Raw genomic sequence first — 18,098 nt, forward strand, 5'->3', positions numbered from 1 at the left:
AATTAACTTTCCCATGCATCAGCAACAAAAAAGAATCCTTTACCCCAAATGGTTTTAATTCGATAAGGGTGTTGGGCATTATCTTGTAGTTTCTTGCGTAATCTTGAAATACGCACATCAGCGCTACGATCTAGGCCATCATATTCTCGGCCAATTAATTCGGTGTATAAGGTTTCTCGTTCAACCAATTGTGAGGGGTTTTCGGCTAACTTCCACAACATGTCGAATTCGTGACTAGTCAGTTGTACGTTAACGTCATTCAATAAAGCTGTACGTGTCGAACGGTCAATAACCAATTTGCCAAAGATTAGTTGTTCTTTGTTTGACGCAGGTTTTACCGGAGTATGGCTACGACGCAATAATGCATTGATACGGGCTAATAACACTCGTGGTTCTACTGGTTTGATTATGTAATCGTCAGCGCCAATTTCTAGTCCTAGTACTTGGTCGAAATCATCATTTTTAGCTGTCATAAAAAGCAGTGGACCAGTGTAATGAGGACGAATGTTTTTACATAATATGAAGCCGTTGTCGCCAGGTAACATAACGTCTAATAGCACAATATCAGGTTGAAATTTTTGCACTTCTTGTAAAAGCCCTTCACCGTTATTCATAGGGTGGACAATAAAGTGATTATCAGACAGAAACTTGCATATTAATGTACTGAGGCGTTCGTCATCTTCAACTAGTAGTACTTTGGTCATTAGAAAAGGCTCCAAGGGTTACGTATTCGTCTGCGTAAAGGTGGTGCATCTTGATACTTAATGGACAGTTGTTTCGAAAGTATAGTTTCTTGTTTTTGATTTTTTAATTCTAAACGGGTGTTATGTACCAGTGATATCTGTGCTTTTTGCTTAAAAACACTAGCAGAAATACAACTAATTTGTTGATTGTCTAGATAAAGGCAATGTTCACCAGATGGTATGTTATGGGCCGTAATTGTAATCGTGATTTGGCAGCTGTCACCAACAGATTTTGCAATGCACACGTTAGGTTGCACCGTCCATTGCGGTGTTATAGCTGCAGCTTCTATGCTTAAAAAGCCACTGACAAAAAAAATAATACAACTTATTTTAAAATGCATTAAAAACGATATGCAGCACCTACAAAAATATGCTCAATAGAATCTTCCTCTACTAAAGGGCTAAGGGTCATCGCACTCGGTAACTTTTTATAACTCATGTTTGCCAATAAATACCAGTCTGGGCTAATGGGTTTAATTATATTTAAAGCTAAATTAGGCTCTAGACTAGAGGACGCTTGATAATAAGTTTGCGGATTAATATTGTCTCGTTCATCAACTCCATAATAATAATCGACTAAATTGGCACTTTTCCAATCAGCGCCAAGACGGAGTTTTATTTGTGTATCATTCAATAACCATTTATAGCTATAACTCAAAGAGACAATTTGCCCTTTATGCACATTACTTACATCATTTTGTAAACTGACTTTCCATTCAGTGTTATTTTCAAAATAGTGCCAACGAATCCCACCGTTCAGTGCCCAGTTACGCTTGGCTATGCTATCTATAGATATTTCTTCTGGAGCTAAGGGAAATTCTAATCTGTCTTCTGATGTTTCAGGAGTACTAGGGGTGATTGGCTGGGCCGTTGCAAACCCTTTGCTAGGATAAAATAAATTGGCTGGGTGGTAGAAACTAAAGAAGGCTCGTTCCTGGTCTAAACTAACAAAGGTTTCTAATGAATAATTAGTGCTATTTAACCATTGGTAACCTAGTTCTCCATTGTCAAAGTAGGCTTTTTCGCCATACCAAGCAAGATCAGGCAAAATGATCAGCGGAATATTGTCACCGTCAACTAATGGATTGCTTTTAATACCTAAACCGAAAGCAACACCAAGTTGCCAACTATTTGTTTTTATACAGCTTTCACCAGAACAAGCCCAAGCATTGTTGAGGGTGAAAATTGCAAGAAAAATAGTTAGATAGCGAAATAAATGTGACAAAAAGGGACTCCTGATTTTACTATATTTGCATAGCCTAGCAGAGTTTGGGGGCGACTTGGGGGGGAGTTACAAATATTCACATTTAGTGTCAAATTGAAGCATATATTTGTATACAGCTTGACTACACTTTTGTTAACTAAATTAGAAGGAATTAACACAATGCAACAACCTGAAGAAAAAAATATCGGTAATCAGCTTTGTTTAGCTATTATTGCTTTGATTATTTTGACTTTATTTGTAGCTTGTTCAAGTGAGGATATCCACACTAGCAATACTGAGCAACAAAGACCTACCTCACCACCAGAGTTAAATTCTGCTACCACCTTTAATGGGCCCCTAGTTAAAGCAGGGGCCAGATCTGTTTCACAATTTATTAAAAATGGTATTTATTCGGCAACCTATGATTATTCTTATTACCAAAGATTAGAAACCAATGTACCACCTGCAGAGCCAACAAACGATCTGGCGAGCGAAGGTTTTTCTACTACCAACATTCAAGAAGTGGGAGTCGATGAGGCTGATCGTATCAAATATGACGGTAGTGTTTTATATCTATCGGCTTATGCCGAGTGGAAAAATGAACAACAAATACCAGCACATATACGTGTATTAGAAAGACAAAACGATAGCTCTTTTGCTGAAGCAGCGACAATTGATATTGATAATGATTTTCCCAACGTAGAAGGTATTTACCAACATAATAATAGTTTGGCAGTTCTGAGAAACAGCAGAGAAATGTATACCTTGCATTCTTTTGCTCCTGAGCCATGGCTTCCTATTCAAAATAAACTGTCGTTAGATCTATATGATACCAGTATTCCAGCTTCTCCAGTGGCCAATAACCATATAGAAATTGATGGCACTATGTTGTCGAGTCGCAGAATTGGTAACAATTTATATATAGTCAGTGGTTATACCGCGACAGTGGCAGGGTTAAATCCAACGGCCACTACAGATAAAGAGCTATTAGCAAACTACTTAACCATTTTAGATGCGCCTGATACCGATTTGATGCCTAAAATCTATTTTGAGCAAGCTGAGGGAGTGCCATTAAATCAACCCGTTGAATGTGTTATCCCGGCAGAGGCCACAGATAAAGACGGATATTCACATTTATTAACTGTAATACGAATAAATTTACTGGATCCCTCTGACTACACTGCCAGTTGTATTAGCTCTGTTGCTCAGGTGATGTATATGTCTCCAAGTAATCTTTATTTAACGGCTTCAGTGGATAATCAAACTGTGGTTCATAAAGTGGCTTTAGACCAAAATTTGAGCTATCAAGCTACAGGTTCGGTGGATGGAATTATTGGTTGGCGTAGTGCAGCTAATCTTCGTTTAAGCGAATATGATAATTATTTGCGTATTGTCTCAAGTGATTATTCTTCTGGTGAGCCTCTACACAAGTTGTCTGTGTTAACTCAACAAGGAAATCAACTTAATATGATTGGAGCTTTGCCTAATGACAATCAACCTGAGCCAATAGGCAAGCCTGGTGAAGATATTTATGCAGTACGTTTTTTTGCTGATAGAGGATATATCGTCACTTTTGAGCGTATTGACCCTTTATATGTTATCGATTTAGCCACACCTACAGCACCAAAAGTTCTAGGCGAGTTGGAAATTCCAGGTTTTTCTAATTATTTACATCCTTTAGATAATGACTATTTGTTAGGTGTTGGCCAGCAAGTGAATATTAGAAACCTTTCAGAAAATGGCCAACAACCAGTTGAACCTATAACGCAAGAAGGCATGAAAGTGAGTTTGTTTGATATTACCGATCCCACTAAGCCAATCGAAGTGAATAGTCTAGTAACTGCAAATAGTTATACCCCTGTTGAATATGATTATCATGCGCTTAGTGTTTTAAACACTAATGGGCGTTATCAGTTTGCTTTACCTGTCGAAACTTGGGGTCATAACTTTGATGGAGATAGCGGAAACTGGTGGGCAGAAAATAGTTTAGCTTTACTTGAAGTAGATACCAATGCAGTGCAACCTGAATTAATTAAGCGTGCTCAGTTAGTCGTCAAACCTGATAATGAAAACTATATTTATGGCGGTTTAGACCGAAGCATAATTCACGATGAAAATGTGTATTATATTCATGGTAATCAGGTTTGGCGTTCTATTTGGCAGGAAGGTGCTGAATTATTGGGGCCTTATTAAATGAGTCTAATTAAGAGGTTATGATGAAATTAAACTTTATATTGCTGCCTGCGTTAACCTGGTGTTTTTCACAAGCTGCTTATGGGCAAGAAAATGTTGAAATTACATGGCATAACCCTGAAAAATATCGAGATGTTCGCCCGTCCAATGGGGGGAAACAAAAATTTATGAATTTGACTTTTAAACGCATCGATCAATACATGCTTAAATTGGCAAAAACCTTGCCTAAAAGTCAAAGATTAGTCATCACTGTCAGCGATTTAGATCTGGCAGGTCAAGTGTGGCCTGCATCTTTTGCTGGTTTTGGGGCGGGAATGACTGACATTCGGGTCGTTAAATCGGTTGATATTCCGCGAATCAACTTTGCTTACCAGTTATTGTCTGCAGATGGAAAAATTGTTAAACAAGCTCAGGTTGAACTCAAAGACCTAAATTTTATGGCCAGTAGTAATATGCCTTTTAGTAGCGACTCATTACATTTTGAAAAAAATATGTTGAAGAGATGGTTTAAACAAGAGTTTCCCCGAATTGAACAAGTAGCAAATAGTAGTTCTTAGTTTTGTAAATTATCACTATAGGTTTTGTAGCTGTTTTTTCCCGCTTCTTTTGCAGTATCAAGTGCTTTATTTGCTTGTTGAATTAATTTTTCAGGTTGTAAAATATGACTAGAGTTTGATTCGGCAACTCCGATGCTGGTGGTCACAGATGTCGATACCTCGCTGAACTCATGAGGGATGTTTCGTAAAGCTAAAGCTTGGATAATTTGCTTGGCAATATTTTCTGCACCAATTACATCTGTATTAGGTAACACACACAGAAACTGTTCACCTGCAAATCTTGCAACGAAATCACTTTGCCTATGTAAAGAGGATGAAATAACTTCGGCTACATATTTTAAGCATTCATTACCGGCCTCATGGCCATACTTGTCGTTGTATAGCTTGAAGTAATCTATATCCAAAAGTAATACTGAGACCGATGATTTTTGCCTAATAGATAATTCTATGTCGTGTTGCAATCTTCTATCTAGAGCAAGGCGGTTCGCCACACCTGTCAGAGAATCTGTCATCGACATTTGTTCTAACTGCTGTTTTTGTATTTCTATGGTATTCGTTAACTCATGGAAAGTTTTAGCTAAGTCGGTAATCTCATCGTTACCTCTGAGTAACAATTTATATTGTGTGCCTTTGGTTTTATCACCGACAATAAGATTAAAATATTGTAGTCGCTTAAGTATTTTTTGTTGGATTAAAAATAAAACGCCAAATAATAAAAGAATGGCTGTGGCGATAGCTAAACCAATTAGATTTGTTTGTTGTTTGGTTTTTTCTACCGATATTGATACTTGATTAAATACATTGTCTTTAGTTTCTCTAGCTGAAATTTCTAATAATCGGGAGAAGTCTACAATTATATGGTGCATAAAGTTTTCTCTACCCATCACCCGACCGTCTAATTTGAGTTGCGAAATGAGTAAAGATTGTAAGCCATTATCAGCGAAAACTAAGTATTCTAATCTCTCAATAAGTAACCGCTTTTGAACTGTGTTAGGGTTATTTCCTAAGACATTTTTTAGTTGGGTTAATTTTTCTGAAAAATCACTAAAATATCCCCGAGCCAGCTGTAATCTGTGGGTCGATAATGCTTGACCTGCCAAAATCATCAGTTGTGGTAATTCAATTCTCCAGCTTTTCTCTTGTAGCTGAGCATCTGCGGATGCACCTTGTTTTGTTGGTAATCTGAATGCCTCTAAAAATATAGAATACATAGAGTCTTTATTTATTTTTAGTTGTTTTTGTATGTTGGAACGTTGCCAAATTAGGTTGGAAAATTCCAATAGTTCTATATTGATAATATCTAATTGGGTGTCTAAAAATTGATTTTCGAGTTTTTTATCAGACAAATTTTTAATATTACGAATGTAAGTATTGAGTTGTTGTTCGGCAACACGTTTTCCAGCATCTGATGTTGAATTAGCTAATAAATTAGTGAATTCTAATAGCTTTGACGTTTCGCCATATAGTTCGCTGGATAATGCTATTTTAGGTAAAGCGCGATCTGAAATGTTATTTAAGATAGATTCAAAATTTAACAATCTCGAGAATGTTAACCAGCTGACTAATAAAAACAATGACACTATGATCGTAAGCGCGATACCAAAAAATCGTACTAGGGAAACGCGAGTGCTGCTTTGTTTTACCACTATTTTACCCTCACAGATCGAGACTCAAGCTTAGGTGCAATTTTTTGCATCTTTTGTATATTGAGGATGACAATATCTGAAATTAACGTTTGAGCAGAACTAAAAGAACTATCGGTTATTTTATTACCAAGAGTGGTGTATCCGTCACCTCCGTTGGCAATATAATCAGATGTCGCAACAGTGTAGCTTTTGGTTAAATCGAAAGTTCCCCCCATATGAGTAATTGAGGTAATTCTTTGGCCTACAGGTAACGAACTGGAATAACTAAATTTGAGTCCAGATACATGAGGGAAACGACCTCTAATTAATTCGACTTCACTTATACCATGTTCCAGTGCATCTTTAATTTGCTGGCCAGTGGCGGAAACGACTGTAATACGACTGCGAAAAGGTAGCTCAGTGGCAATATCTCGGCGAGTGATATTGGTATTGGGGGGATATACTTTATTACCACGGATCCCTCCACCATTAATCAATCCAATATCCGTTTTTTCGTGATTTCTAATGATGTCGGTTACAAAATTTGCAAAGGCATTTTCTCCAGTGCGAACAGCCTTGCGTAAGGTGTTGATTTCTGTAGTGGTAGTACCTATTTTTTGATTGAGTAGACGATCTAATCTGTGATTGTAACCAGTAATTTGTAATGCAATATTTGTTTCTTTGGCATAATTCTGTAACTCAACTTCGCTATGGTTAATGATCGCTTTATTTGAGTTTGAATTAGGCCAAGTGAGGTCAAAAATTAGTGCTCTATTATTTTTGCTTAGAGCGTAATTTCTTGGATGAGAAAATGAATTTAGGCTGGCATTATCTCTAGCTGAGCGAGCGTTGATGGCGATATCAATTACCGCAGAATCGAGTAGGTCTAAGTAATATTCTTGTTTTTTCGAATAAACCATGACAACAATTTCGGCTCCTTGCAGTCTAAGCTTTTGTGCTTGCTGTTCAACAAACGAGCGCGATTCAAACACTTTTATTCGTTTTAATAAATATTCTTGTACCACCTCAGATTCAATTATCGACATAAAACCCACTTTGTGACCATTTTTTTCGATCACTACATTTTCTTGTAGCCCCTCTAAATTTTTACTTGTTAATTGGTCAGTGACATTGCTAACTATGATAGGGAAGGCGGCTTCAAAAGAACGCAGCGACAATTCATCTTCAAAATAGCTAAATTCTCTTTTTCTAGCTGTCATGAGATCTGGCTCTAGAGTATTAAGAATATCGATGATATGGGAGCCTCGATCGAAGCTAGACATAGGGCTAGGACCAAGGCTACCTCCACCAAAGGCAAATATAGTACTGTTGCCATTTTGTCTTATCTGCTGCAGTAAGCTATGAAGTTGACTATAACCACTGTCATCATTCTGCGCTATATCAGGCATATTAGCCGCAAAAATTAATTTTAGATGGGCAGAATCTTTCTCTTTTGCCAAACAAGTCTGAGTTAAACAAATATTGCCAATAAGAAATAAAAATAAAGCTATTAACTTTGTCATTTATACTGTGTAGAGAAGAGTGGTGTAGCTATTGTACAAAAAACCGCAATTAACTGTAGGTTAATCGCGGTTTATTTTGTTGAACTTTAGTTCAATAATATGATTAAAGGTCAATAGCCCCAAAAGAATGTCATAAATTCGCAATCGTTTGTTGTTGTTCCTTTAATTTTTCAATTTGCATTGTCATATCGATCAACTTAGCTTGCTCTTTTTCTATAACCGCGGCAGGTGCATTACTAACAAATTTTTCATTCGACAATTTGCCTTGAGTTCGAGCAAAGTCTTTATCGAATTTATCTAAGGCTTTAGCAATACGAGCCAGTTCAGCATCTTTGTCGATTAGACCTGCCATAGGGATCATTATTTCTAAAGAGCCTAATAAAGATGTGGCACAAGCCGGAGCTTGTTCCCCATCTTTTAATGGTGTGGCTGTTTCTAATTTAGCAATAGCTTGCAAGAACAATTGGTTTTCGGCTAATCGTCTATTGTCTTCTGCGGAGGCATTTTTTAACAATACAGACAAAGGTTTGCTTGGCGCTATATCCATTTCTCCACGGATGGTTCTAATAGCTAACACAAAGCCTTTAACCCACTCTAAATCAGCCATAGCACTGGCATCTACTTTAGCTGCATCATATTGAGGATAAGTTTGATTCATTATGGTTGCAGATTGGCACTTGGCTAGAGGCGAAACACTCTGCCAAATCGTTTCAGTGATAAATGGCATAATGGGGTGCATCAATCTAAGTAGTGATTCTAACACTGTCACTAAAGTATGACGTGTACCACGCTGTTGTTGTTCATCGCCTTTAAGAATGACTGGTTTGGTTAATTCAATGTACCAGCCACAGAATTGATCCCAAGTGAATTTGTAAAGAATTTGCGCGGCAATATCAAAACGATAAGTATCCATAGCTTCACGATAAGCTTTAATAGTGTGTTGGTATTCGCCTATTATCCATTTGTCAGCTAAAGATAATTCCATATTGGTATCTGAGCCAAAACCACAATCCTGCTCTTGGGTATTCATTAATACAAAGTTACTCGCGTTCCATAATTTATTACAGAAGTTACGGTAACCTTCTAAACGTTTCATATCCCAATTAATATCACGTCCAGTGGATGCTAATGCTGCTAAGGTAAATCTCAGTGCATCTGTACCGTGTGACTCAATACCGTCAGGGAATTGTTTAGAGGTTTGTTTTTTGATTTTTTCAGCCAACTTAGGCTGCATCATATTACCGGTACGTTTTTCCAGTAATTCGTCTAATGAGATTCCATCGATCATATCTAAAGGATCAATCACATTGCCTTTAGATTTAGACATTTTGTTACCTTCGTCATCGCGAATAAGGCCCGTGACATACACAGTTTTAAAAGGGACTTGTGGTTTACCATTTTCATCTTTAATAAAATGCATTGTCATCATAATCATTCTGGCGACCCAGAAGAAAATAATGTCAAAACCAGTGACAAGCACATCAGTAGGATGGAAGGTTTTTAAATCTTCGGTATTATTTGGCCAACCTAAGGTTGAAAAAGTCCATAAAGCAGATGAGAACCAAGTATCTAATACATCGTCATCTTGCCTAAGTTTAACCTCTTCACCTAAGTTATTCTTCGTCCGTGCTTCAGCTTCATCACGACCAACATAAACATTCCCTTGTTCGTCATACCAAGCTGGGATTCTGTGTCCCCACCATAATTGACGAGAAATACACCAGTCTTGAATATCATTCATCCAAGAGAAATACATATTTTCGTATTGTTTAGGTACAAACTTAATATCGCCATTAGTCACAGCTTCAGTTGCCACTTTTGCTAGTGGTGCAGCGCGCACGTACCATTGATCGGTCAGCATAGGTTCGATGACTACACCGCCTCTATCACCATAAGGTACAGTTAAATCGTGATCTTTGATTTCTTCTAATAAACCGAGTTCTTCAAATTTGCTAACTACGGCTTTACGGGCAGCGAATCTTTCTAAACCTTGGAACTCTTCAGGTAATGCAGAACTTACTGCATCGCTAGCTTCGCCGTTAGTGTCGAATACTTCTGCTTGTTGACGAATTTCTGCAGTAAATGTCAGAATATTGATCATAGGTAATTTATGACGTTTTCCGACTTCGTAATCGTTGAAGTCATGGGCAGGCGTGATTTTCACACAACCTGTGCCTTTTTCCATATCTGCGTGTTCGTCACCAACAATGGGAATGCGACGACCGACCAATGGTAAATCAATGAATTTACCAATTAGAGCTTTGTATCTAGGATCTTCAGGATTAACCGCTACACCTGTATCGCCTAATACGGTTTCAGGGCGTGTGGTGGCAACGACTAAATAATTTTTACCATCGGCTGTTGTTACGCCATCAGCTAATGGATAACGGAAATGCCACATGAAACCTTTTTTATCTTTGTTTTCAACTTCTAGATCAGAAATAGCAGTATGAAGTTTAGGATCCCAGTTAACTAGGCGTTTACCACGATAAATTAAGTCTTCAGAATGTAGCCGAACAAATACTTCATTTACTGCGTTTGATAAACCTTCATCCATAGTAAAACGTTCACGTTCCCAATCAACTGATGCGCCTAAACGACGCATTTGATTAGTGATAGTGTTACCTGACTCTGCTTTCCAATCCCAAATTTTATCGATAAATTTGTCACGGCCTAACTCTTTACGAGTCGGTCCATTTTCGCCGGCTAATTTACGTTCCACGACCATTTGGGTAGCAATACCAGCGTGATCTGTGCCCACTTGCCATAAGGTATTGTTGCCATCCATACGTTTATAACGGGTTAATGCATCCATTATGGTTTGTTGAAAGGCATGTCCCATGTGTAGGCTACCAGTGACGTTTGGCGGCGGGATCATAATACAATAGGGTTCGCCTTCTCCAGACGGTTTAAACTGGCCACTGTCTTCCCACTGTTGATATATATTGTGTTCAATATTTTGTGGATTAAATGTCTTATCCATCGTTACTCTCATTAATAATTGTACTGGCGGCAATGGTATCTAATTGATTACCGGCCGCTCTATATTGTTTGTATCGTTCTCTTGCTTGAGCTTTTAATGTTTCGAGCGCAGGCACAAAATCAATGACTTGTCTAAATCGTTGATGAAAAACGGGAATGGTGTCAGTTAAGTTAATCAACACTGGGCGATTAAACTGACTGGGAGCTTGCCAACATATTTCTACCGGAGCACCGCCAACTGGACCTTCTCCTGCCAAATTATGGGGGACAAAAGCATCGTTGGGTAGTTGCCATAATAGTTCGTCAAACTGTTCGGCTTGTTGTTGGTTTTGACAGTACACTAAACATTTCTGTTTATGGCGATAACTGCGGGTGGCCAACAAACAAGCCAACGCAAAATGCGCTGGCTGATTATGGGTTTCGGCTGTTTCATCTAGTAGGTAAAACGCTACATTAGACATGATAATAATTGGCCTTTTTAAGTATTAAACTAAGTTTAATCTTCGATTTCTATACCTGCTCGGTTCATCAAAAATTGTGACAACATAGGCACCGGTCTACCTGTTGAACCTTTGTTTTTGCCACTCACCCAAGCGGTACCAGCAATATCCATATGCGCCCAGTTATACTTACGGGTAAAACGAGACAAGAAACAGGCAGCGGTTATTGTGCCAGCAGGTCGACCACCAATATTGGCCATATCAGCAAATGGGCTTTCAATTTGTTCTTGGTATTCGTCCCATAAAGGTAAACGCCAAGCTTTATCACCACTTTGTTCAGAGGCATTGATTAATTCGTGGGCTAAAGGATTATGATTACTCATTACACCTGTGGCGTGTTTACCTAAAGCGATAACACATGCACCTGTTAAGGTCGCTACATCTATAACTAATTCAGGATCAAATCGTTCGACATATGTTAATGCGTCACATAAAACTAAGCGTCCTTCGGCATCTGTGTTTAGTACTTCTACTGTTTGTCCGGACATAGTGGTTAATATATCACCTGGACGATAGGCATTAGCATCCGGCATATTTTCACAGCCTGCTAATATCCCCACTATATTGATAGGCAGGTTTAGCTCAGAGATGGTGTGCATAGCGCCCAACACACCTGCTGCTCCGCCCATGTCGTATTTCATTTCATCCATACCTTCACCAGGCTTGATGGAAATACCACCTGAATCAAAGGTTAAACCTTTGCCAACAAGTACGATTGGAGCTTGCCCTGCAGGTCCGCCATTATGTTCCATGATTGTCATAATCGATTCGTTAACTGAACCACGGCCAACGGCTAAATAGGAATGCATGCCCAAGGCGTCCATTTGTTTTTCATTCACAGAGCTGACTTGTAAATTTGCATAGGTTTCGGCAAATTGTTCAGCTTGTTTTAACAAATAAGCAGGGTTACAAATATTAGGTGGCATGTTGGCCACATCTTTAGCCGTTTTGCTTCCTGCAGATATAGCTAAACCATGAGCAAGGGCTTTTTCACCAATAGGTAACTCACGACGAGTAGGCACATTAAAGACAATTTTACGTAAAGGGCGACGTAACTCACCTTTTTTGGTTTTAAGTTGTAAAAAGGTATATAAAGAATCTTGCGTCGCTTCGACTGCTTGGCGTACTTTCCAGTAGGTATCTCGGCCTTTTACATGTAATTCAGTTAAAAAGCTAACCGCTTCCATCGAGCCAGTTTCATTTAAGGTTTTTATGGTTTTAGAAATGATTTGTTTGTACTGACGTTCGTCCAACTCACGCTCTTTACCACAGCCTACTAATAATACCCTTTCACTAAGAATATTAGGTACATGATGGAGCAATAACATTTGACCGGCTTGACCTTCTAAGTCTCCTCGTCTAAGTAAATTGCTGATGTAACCTTCACTGATGATATCAAGTTGTTCGGCAACTGAAGTTAAGCGTCTAGGTTCAAATACACCTACGACAATACATGCGCTGCGTTGTTTTTCCGGGCTACCACTTTTAACGCTAAATTCCACTATTATTCCTCGGTGTTATGACGTAACGATTAATATTGTATTAGTTAATTTTCATGCCTTTTTTATTTATTAGAAAGGCATGATTGGGTAATACAGCAATAATATTGTAAGATTAACCTTAGCCAGACTTAATCTGTAAACTTAAAGGGGTTTTAGACCCTAAATTTGGGCTTTTTTTAAATTAAACTTGTGAAAACGTTAAGTTTACTTAAAAATTCCCATTGTTCCACTAAAAATACTACTTTTCCTATGGATGTATTGTGCTTATTTTCCGTTATTTGGTTGTAGAAACCTTAAAATCTCAAGTAGCAGTTTTTATGTTACTGATGGCAATTTTTATTACACAAAAATTTGTTCGTGTATTGGCTGAAGCGTCAAATGGCGAAATACCTGCTGGCTTAGTGTTAGGTTTTCTAGCCTTAAGTATGCCGGTATTGGCATCGTTGATTTTACCATTAAGTTTATTTCTAGGCATTATGCTGGCTCATGGCAGATTATATGTCGATAGTGAGATGAGTGTGATGAGAGCTTGCGGAATTAGCGAGTGGTATATCACTCGGGTGATGATGGTGTTAGCAGTGACAATGTCATTAGTTACCGCGGTATTAACTATGTGGTTAGCGCCATTGTCGGTAGAAAATGAATATCAATTAGAAGATAAACTTGGCGCACAAAGTGGCTTAACCTCCTTGATTCCAGGCCGATTTCAGCAAACAGATAATCAGCAAGCGGTTATTTTTGTACATGATATAGATAGTGGCGAAAATGCTCTCAACAAAGTGTTCTTAGCGCAAAGAGATGTTGGCTCTGAAGATGTTCGTATTGTATATGCAAGTAAAGGAGGAGTCAGGGCAGAAAAAAATGGTTCTGAAAAGCTCATCTTAAACCAAGGAAAACAATATGAAGGAAAGTTGGGACGACAAGATTATCGAGTGATTGAGTTTGATGAATATCAAATTCAAATAGCCGAAAAACAAGCAGAGAAAAAGCGTCGTAAGTTAACGGCTTACACAACCAAAGACTTAGTTCAAGATAACTCTATTGAAGCAATTGCTGAATTACATTGGCGAATTGCCATACCTTTGTCACTGCCTTTTTTGGTGCTGATTGCTGTGCCATTAAGTGCTGCTAATCCTAGACAAGGTAGATTTGGTAAAATGTTTCCAGCTTTAATGTTGTATCTAGGTTATTTCTTATTATTAATGGCAGGACGTAAAGCTTTGGAAGATGGTAATATTCCGCCTCAGTTAGGCTTGTGGTGGGTGCATGGTGTGTTATTGCTGATTGGCGCAATATTAATCCTCAAAGGTCGCCCATTTGGTGTCAAACTGCGGGCTAGGCTACGAGGAGATTTACGTGTTTAAAATTCTTGATATTTATATCGCTCGTACCTTACTTGCCACCACAGCTATGAGCTTAAGTGTTTTAGTGGGCTTAAGCGCCTTGATTAAGTTTATCGAACAAATGAAACAAGTGGGGCGGGGTAGTTATGATATGACTACCGCTGGTATTTATGTTTTATTGAGTTTACCTCGGGAAATTGAACAATTCTTTCCTATGGCAACGTTAATTGGTGGCCTCATTGGTATGGGGATCCTTGCCAGTAATAGTGAGCTGGTGGTGATGCAATCGGCAGGGCAAAGTCGTTGGAATATCATCACCTCGGCAATGAAATCCGCTTTATTAATGGTGCTGTTTGTTATGTCAATTGGTGAATGGGTTGCACCTTTTACCGAGACCAAAGCTAAAGAAATACGAACTCAGGCTATTTCTGGTGGTAGCTTGTTTGCAGCCGACCGATTAACTTGGGCTAAAGATGGTGACAATTTTGTCAGTATAGGTGAAGTTGTCGACCGAGATAACCTCAGAGATATCAACGTTTATGAGTTTGATAGTGCCTTAGTCTTGAGACAAATAACTAATGCAGAGCGAGCTCAGTACACTCCAGATGGCTGGGCGTTAGAACAAGTAAACTATACTTTTATTGGTGATCAAAGAATTCGTTACGAACAAGTTGCTAAAGGTGTTTGGAATTCAACGTTAACCCCTGACAAATTAGGTGTAGTAAAAGTAAAACCTGAAGCTTTGTCTATTAAAGGATTAGCTGAATATGTTAACTACCGAAAAAATAATAGTTTAGATCCAAGCCGTTATGAATTAGCTCTATGGCGTAAAATATTACAACCCTTTTCTGTTGGGGTAATGTTACTGATGGCATTATCCTTTATTTTTGGACCACTACGTAGTGTCACTATGGGAGCCAGAGTCATTTTAGGGGTATTAACTGGATTCGGTTTTTTTGTCAGCAATGAGGTGTTTGGTTCAGTGAGCCTAGTGTATCAATTGCCGCCTTTGTTAGGCGCGGCTTTACCCAGTGTCGTTTTTGCTGGTTTGTCTGTGTACTTTCTACAAAGAAAAGGTTAAAAGTAGGCTCTGCCTGTATGTTAGCAGGCAGTTTATTTATTCTTGTAACTCTTTCCAGGCAGCATGATGATTGGCTTCTTTACTTAACACCAATATCTCAGTTTGGCAGATCCTATCTTGTAATGACTGTTTTGATTTCCAGTCTATTAACACTAGCAGTGTACCTAACCCGCCTAATGAACAAATTAAACGTAATAGAGCACGTCCATAACCAAATTGTTTTTCGTTGGTGCTGAATAATCGTAAGCGCCAAGCACGCATGCCTATGGTTTGTCCGCCGTTCCGCCAGAACCAAATAAAAAAAGCAATAATCCAAGCTCCGACCCATACTTGTAATATGCTTTTATACACTAAAGACTGCTGAAAGAAGTCCATAAAATGTTCAAAGTTACCGTTGTTAATGAGGTTGTTGGTAAAAGCAATGAGTATCACCACCATATAAATTAAAGCTGCACACATACCAATAGCTACAGCTACCAATATGTCGTAAATTATCGCAGCTAAGCGACGGAAAAAGTTTGCGCGGGGGAACTCAGAGCTAGTATTAGTCAAGGGAAATACTTCAAAAAATAAAATGGATTCTATTTGTAATTCTATCTAGATATATAAACTTTGTATATGACTCTAATTGGTAAGCCAACTTGTTTGGCCTTGTGTAAGATGTTAATAAATTAATGAAATTAAACTGGATCGTTAGCATAGATTAACCTATTTTGGTTAGTTAGCTTTTAAAGTATATGCAATAAACAAAACGTCCTCAAATAATTTGGTAATACCAAATGCAAATAATTGGTTGACAAGTGTTTGGCTATTGGTTACTTTTGTCTTGCAAACTTGATTGGTCTAGAGCTTTATAGGCGGCGCAAATTGTCTGTCGGTTACCAGTTAAAAGTTTAATTTTATTCAACTATTTTTTGTAAAAATTCAACGGAGAACATCATGACAATGAAAGGCAAAGTGGCAATTGTAGCTGGCGGCGGAAGAGACATAGGCCGAGCCAGTGCAATTGAACTAGCAAGTAAAGGCGCTAATGTTGTACTTACCTACCATTCAAGTGCAGAAACTGCCGAAAGTGCGGTTAAAGAAATCGAAGCTTTGGGTGCTAAAGCTGTTGCAATTAAAGCTGATTTAACAACTGTTGAAGGCGTTAAGAAAACCGTTGATACAGCTCTTGAAACATTCGGTAAAATTGATGTGTTAGTACATGTGTCAGGCGGCTTGTTAGCTCGTGTAACAATCGATGAAATGTCTACAGAGCATTGGGATAATGTAATGGATGTGAATCTTAAATCTTTATTTATGATGTGTCATGCTGTGATACCTCATTTATCTGCAGGTAGTGCAATAGTCACATTTTCTTCACAAGCAGCTCGCGATGGCGGTGGCCCTGGTTCAGTTGCTTATGCAGCGTCAAAAGGTGCTGTAACTAGCTTTACTCGTGGATTAGCTAAAGAATTAGGTCCTAAAGGTATTCGTGTAAACTCTTTATGCCCAGGTATGATCAGTACTGGTTTCCACGATACATTTACTAAAGATGCTGTACGAACAGCTGTTGCAGGTATGACTGCACTTAAACGTGAAGGTACTTCAGAAGAAGTGGCTAAGTTAGTTGGATTTTTAGCAAGTGACGATGCATCTTATATGACGGGTAACAACGTTGATATAAATGCTGGCTTGATTTTCTCTTAGTCCATTCTGAAAGTTTAATAATAAAAGTAGATAATTCTAACTACTGTACCCTGCAAAGGCCCTATTAGGGCCTTTTTTATTGGCTACAGATAAGTTTTTAATCGAGTTTATTTGCCCTGTGATGGTTAATACCAATCCCATTAAATTCTCGTTGAGTGTACATTTATCTATTGGAGTTTGTATTATTACCGGGAAATTATTGAGTTACGTAGGGTAAATACAGTGAGAAGGGATATAAAGATAAGCTTAATTATTTGCAGATTTTTATTAAAGATATGTTGTAGTTAACTGTGACTAATTTAAATAATGGGGGAAAACTCCCCCAGCGTTATACTTTAGGAGAAACTAGATGGCTTAATGAATATAAGTCACGGGTTTGACTGGTTTGTTTTCGTACTTCTTCTAACGCTTTCTTTTCGTTAGCTTCAAATAATGCATTAATCAACCTGTTAAAGTGATGGTGCATGGCCGCTCTTGCCGCTTGTGAGTTACGATCAACCAAAGCTTGATAAATACTTGTATGTTCTTCTAAACGTTTTTCGTCACTTTGACTGCAAACGTCTTTATATGCGGCTTTAACTAATGGACTAGACTCACGCAATTTCCACAAATCGTTTACAGCCATTAATATAGCGTTATTACGAGTAGCGGTAGAAATGATCAAATGGAATTCTTTGTCAGCTAATTCTGGGTTCACACCTTTACCCATCTCAACTAATGTTTGTTTAAGACGCACTAGTTCGGCTTCAGAGATAGTGGTGGCAGCTAAAGCCGCTGCTTCACCTTCTACTAAGGCTCGGGCTTGAGTTAATTCAAAAGCGCTAATCTCTAACCCTGTGTTTTGTTTTGTATGTTCAAGCACATAAACACCCGAACCAGTTTTCACTTCAACTCGTTCAAGTACTTCCAAAGCAATAATGGCTTCACGTATGGTGGGGCGACTCACTTCAAAATTTTCAGCGAGTTCGCGCTCTGGCGGAAGGCGACTGCCTGGGGGGTATTGACCTGAGTCAATTAATACCTCGATTCGAGCGACAATGTTCCAAAATAGTCGACGATTTTTCATCTTCAATTCCTCTGTTTAAAGGTACCGTTCTTATGTCAACTTTGGTCCGAAGATACAACGATAAATAAGGGTACTTACATATTATTATTA

The 18,098-nt window shown here is 38.4% G+C and carries 15 protein-coding genes; 5 read left to right on the plus strand and 10 right to left on the minus strand.

The features are described from left to right. Window positions 1-2 precede the first annotated feature (2 nt). The 3 genes from GQR87_RS02900 to GQR87_RS02910 are packed head-to-tail and all read right to left on the minus strand — an operon-like array spanning window position 3 to window position 1,968. On the minus strand, window positions 3-704 hold the full coding sequence (locus GQR87_RS02900; RefSeq protein WP_158966383.1) for a response regulator: 702 nt from the start codon (window positions 702-704) through the stop codon (window positions 3-5). Beyond that, window positions 704-1,084: a DUF3019 domain-containing protein gene (locus GQR87_RS02905; protein ID WP_158966385.1), complete on the minus strand. Its 381-nt coding sequence runs from the start codon at window positions 1,082-1,084 to the stop codon at window positions 704-706. The genes GQR87_RS02900 and GQR87_RS02905 overlap by 1 nt, the downstream gene beginning before the upstream one ends. Further along, window positions 1,084-1,968 (minus strand): MipA/OmpV family protein, encoded by an 885-nt coding sequence (locus GQR87_RS02910; protein WP_158966387.1) that lies wholly within the window; start codon window positions 1,966-1,968, stop codon window positions 1,084-1,086. The genes GQR87_RS02905 and GQR87_RS02910 overlap by 1 nt, the downstream gene beginning before the upstream one ends. A gap of 159 nt (window positions 1,969-2,127) precedes the next feature. Here GQR87_RS02910 and GQR87_RS02915 point away from each other — a divergent pair, with 159 nt between their 5' ends. Next, window positions 2,128-4,140: a beta-propeller domain-containing protein gene (locus tag GQR87_RS02915; RefSeq protein ID WP_158966389.1), complete on the plus strand. Its 2,013-nt coding sequence runs from the start codon at window positions 2,128-2,130 to the stop codon at window positions 4,138-4,140. A gap of 20 nt (window positions 4,141-4,160) precedes the next feature. Beyond that, window positions 4,161-4,697: a DUF3016 domain-containing protein gene (locus GQR87_RS02920; protein WP_158966391.1), complete on the plus strand. Its 537-nt coding sequence runs from the start codon at window positions 4,161-4,163 to the stop codon at window positions 4,695-4,697. Here the strand turns inward: GQR87_RS02920 and GQR87_RS02925 are convergent. The 5 genes from GQR87_RS02925 to pepA form a co-directional block, all read right to left on the minus strand. Further along, entirely contained in the window at window positions 4,694-6,343 is a 1,650-nt protein-coding gene (locus GQR87_RS02925; RefSeq protein WP_158966393.1) for a GGDEF domain-containing protein, read from the minus strand. The genes GQR87_RS02920 and GQR87_RS02925 overlap by 4 nt on opposite strands. Further along, window positions 6,343-7,845: a bifunctional UDP-sugar hydrolase/5'-nucleotidase gene (locus GQR87_RS02930; RefSeq protein ID WP_158966395.1), complete on the minus strand. Its 1,503-nt coding sequence runs from the start codon at window positions 7,843-7,845 to the stop codon at window positions 6,343-6,345. The genes GQR87_RS02925 and GQR87_RS02930 overlap by 1 nt, the downstream gene beginning before the upstream one ends. A 130-nt stretch (window positions 7,846-7,975) precedes the next feature. Then, window positions 7,976-10,828 (minus strand): valine--tRNA ligase, encoded by a 2,853-nt coding sequence (locus GQR87_RS02935; protein ID WP_158966397.1) that lies wholly within the window; start codon window positions 10,826-10,828, stop codon window positions 7,976-7,978. Then, window positions 10,821-11,288, minus strand: a complete 468-nt coding sequence (locus tag GQR87_RS02940; RefSeq protein ID WP_158966399.1) for a DNA polymerase III subunit chi — start codon at window positions 11,286-11,288, stop codon at window positions 10,821-10,823. Before GQR87_RS02940 ends, GQR87_RS02935 begins: the two co-directional genes overlap by 8 nt. A gap of 35 nt (window positions 11,289-11,323) precedes the next feature. Beyond that, window positions 11,324-12,829 (minus strand): leucyl aminopeptidase, encoded by a 1,506-nt coding sequence (gene pepA / locus GQR87_RS02945; protein ID WP_158966401.1) that lies wholly within the window; start codon window positions 12,827-12,829, stop codon window positions 11,324-11,326. 260 nt (window positions 12,830-13,089) lie between these two features. Between pepA and lptF the strand changes: the two genes are divergently transcribed. Together lptF and lptG are read left to right on the plus strand one after the other, a co-directional pair. Then, on the plus strand, window positions 13,090-14,193 hold the full coding sequence (lptF, locus tag GQR87_RS02950; protein WP_158966403.1) for an LPS export ABC transporter permease LptF: 1,104 nt from the start codon (window positions 13,090-13,092) through the stop codon (window positions 14,191-14,193). Beyond that, the gene (gene lptG / locus GQR87_RS02955; RefSeq protein ID WP_158966405.1) at window positions 14,186-15,253 is read left to right on the plus strand and encodes an LPS export ABC transporter permease LptG; all 1,068 of its coding nucleotides are present in this window, start codon (window positions 14,186-14,188) and stop codon (window positions 15,251-15,253) included. The genes lptF and lptG overlap by 8 nt, the downstream gene beginning before the upstream one ends. 36 nt (window positions 15,254-15,289) lie before the next feature. On the opposite strand, the gene GQR87_RS02960 is transcribed toward lptG, so the two are convergent. After that, on the minus strand, window positions 15,290-15,805 hold the full coding sequence (locus tag GQR87_RS02960; RefSeq protein WP_158966407.1) for an RDD family protein: 516 nt from the start codon (window positions 15,803-15,805) through the stop codon (window positions 15,290-15,292). A gap of 387 nt (window positions 15,806-16,192) precedes the next feature. Between GQR87_RS02960 and GQR87_RS02965 the strand changes: the two genes are divergently transcribed. Then, entirely contained in the window at window positions 16,193-16,942 is a 750-nt protein-coding gene (locus GQR87_RS02965) for an SDR family NAD(P)-dependent oxidoreductase (RefSeq protein ID WP_158966409.1), read from the plus strand. Window positions 16,943-17,270: 328 nt separating this feature from the next. Here GQR87_RS02965 and GQR87_RS02970 read toward each other — a convergent pair whose 3' ends face one another. Further along, entirely contained in the window at window positions 17,271-18,008 is a 738-nt protein-coding gene (locus GQR87_RS02970; protein WP_158966411.1) for a FadR/GntR family transcriptional regulator, read from the minus strand. Window positions 18,009-18,098 lie beyond the last annotated feature (90 nt).

Source organism: Paraglaciecola sp. L3A3 (assembly GCF_009796765.1).
GTDB lineage: Bacteria > Pseudomonadota > Gammaproteobacteria > Enterobacterales > Alteromonadaceae > Paraglaciecola.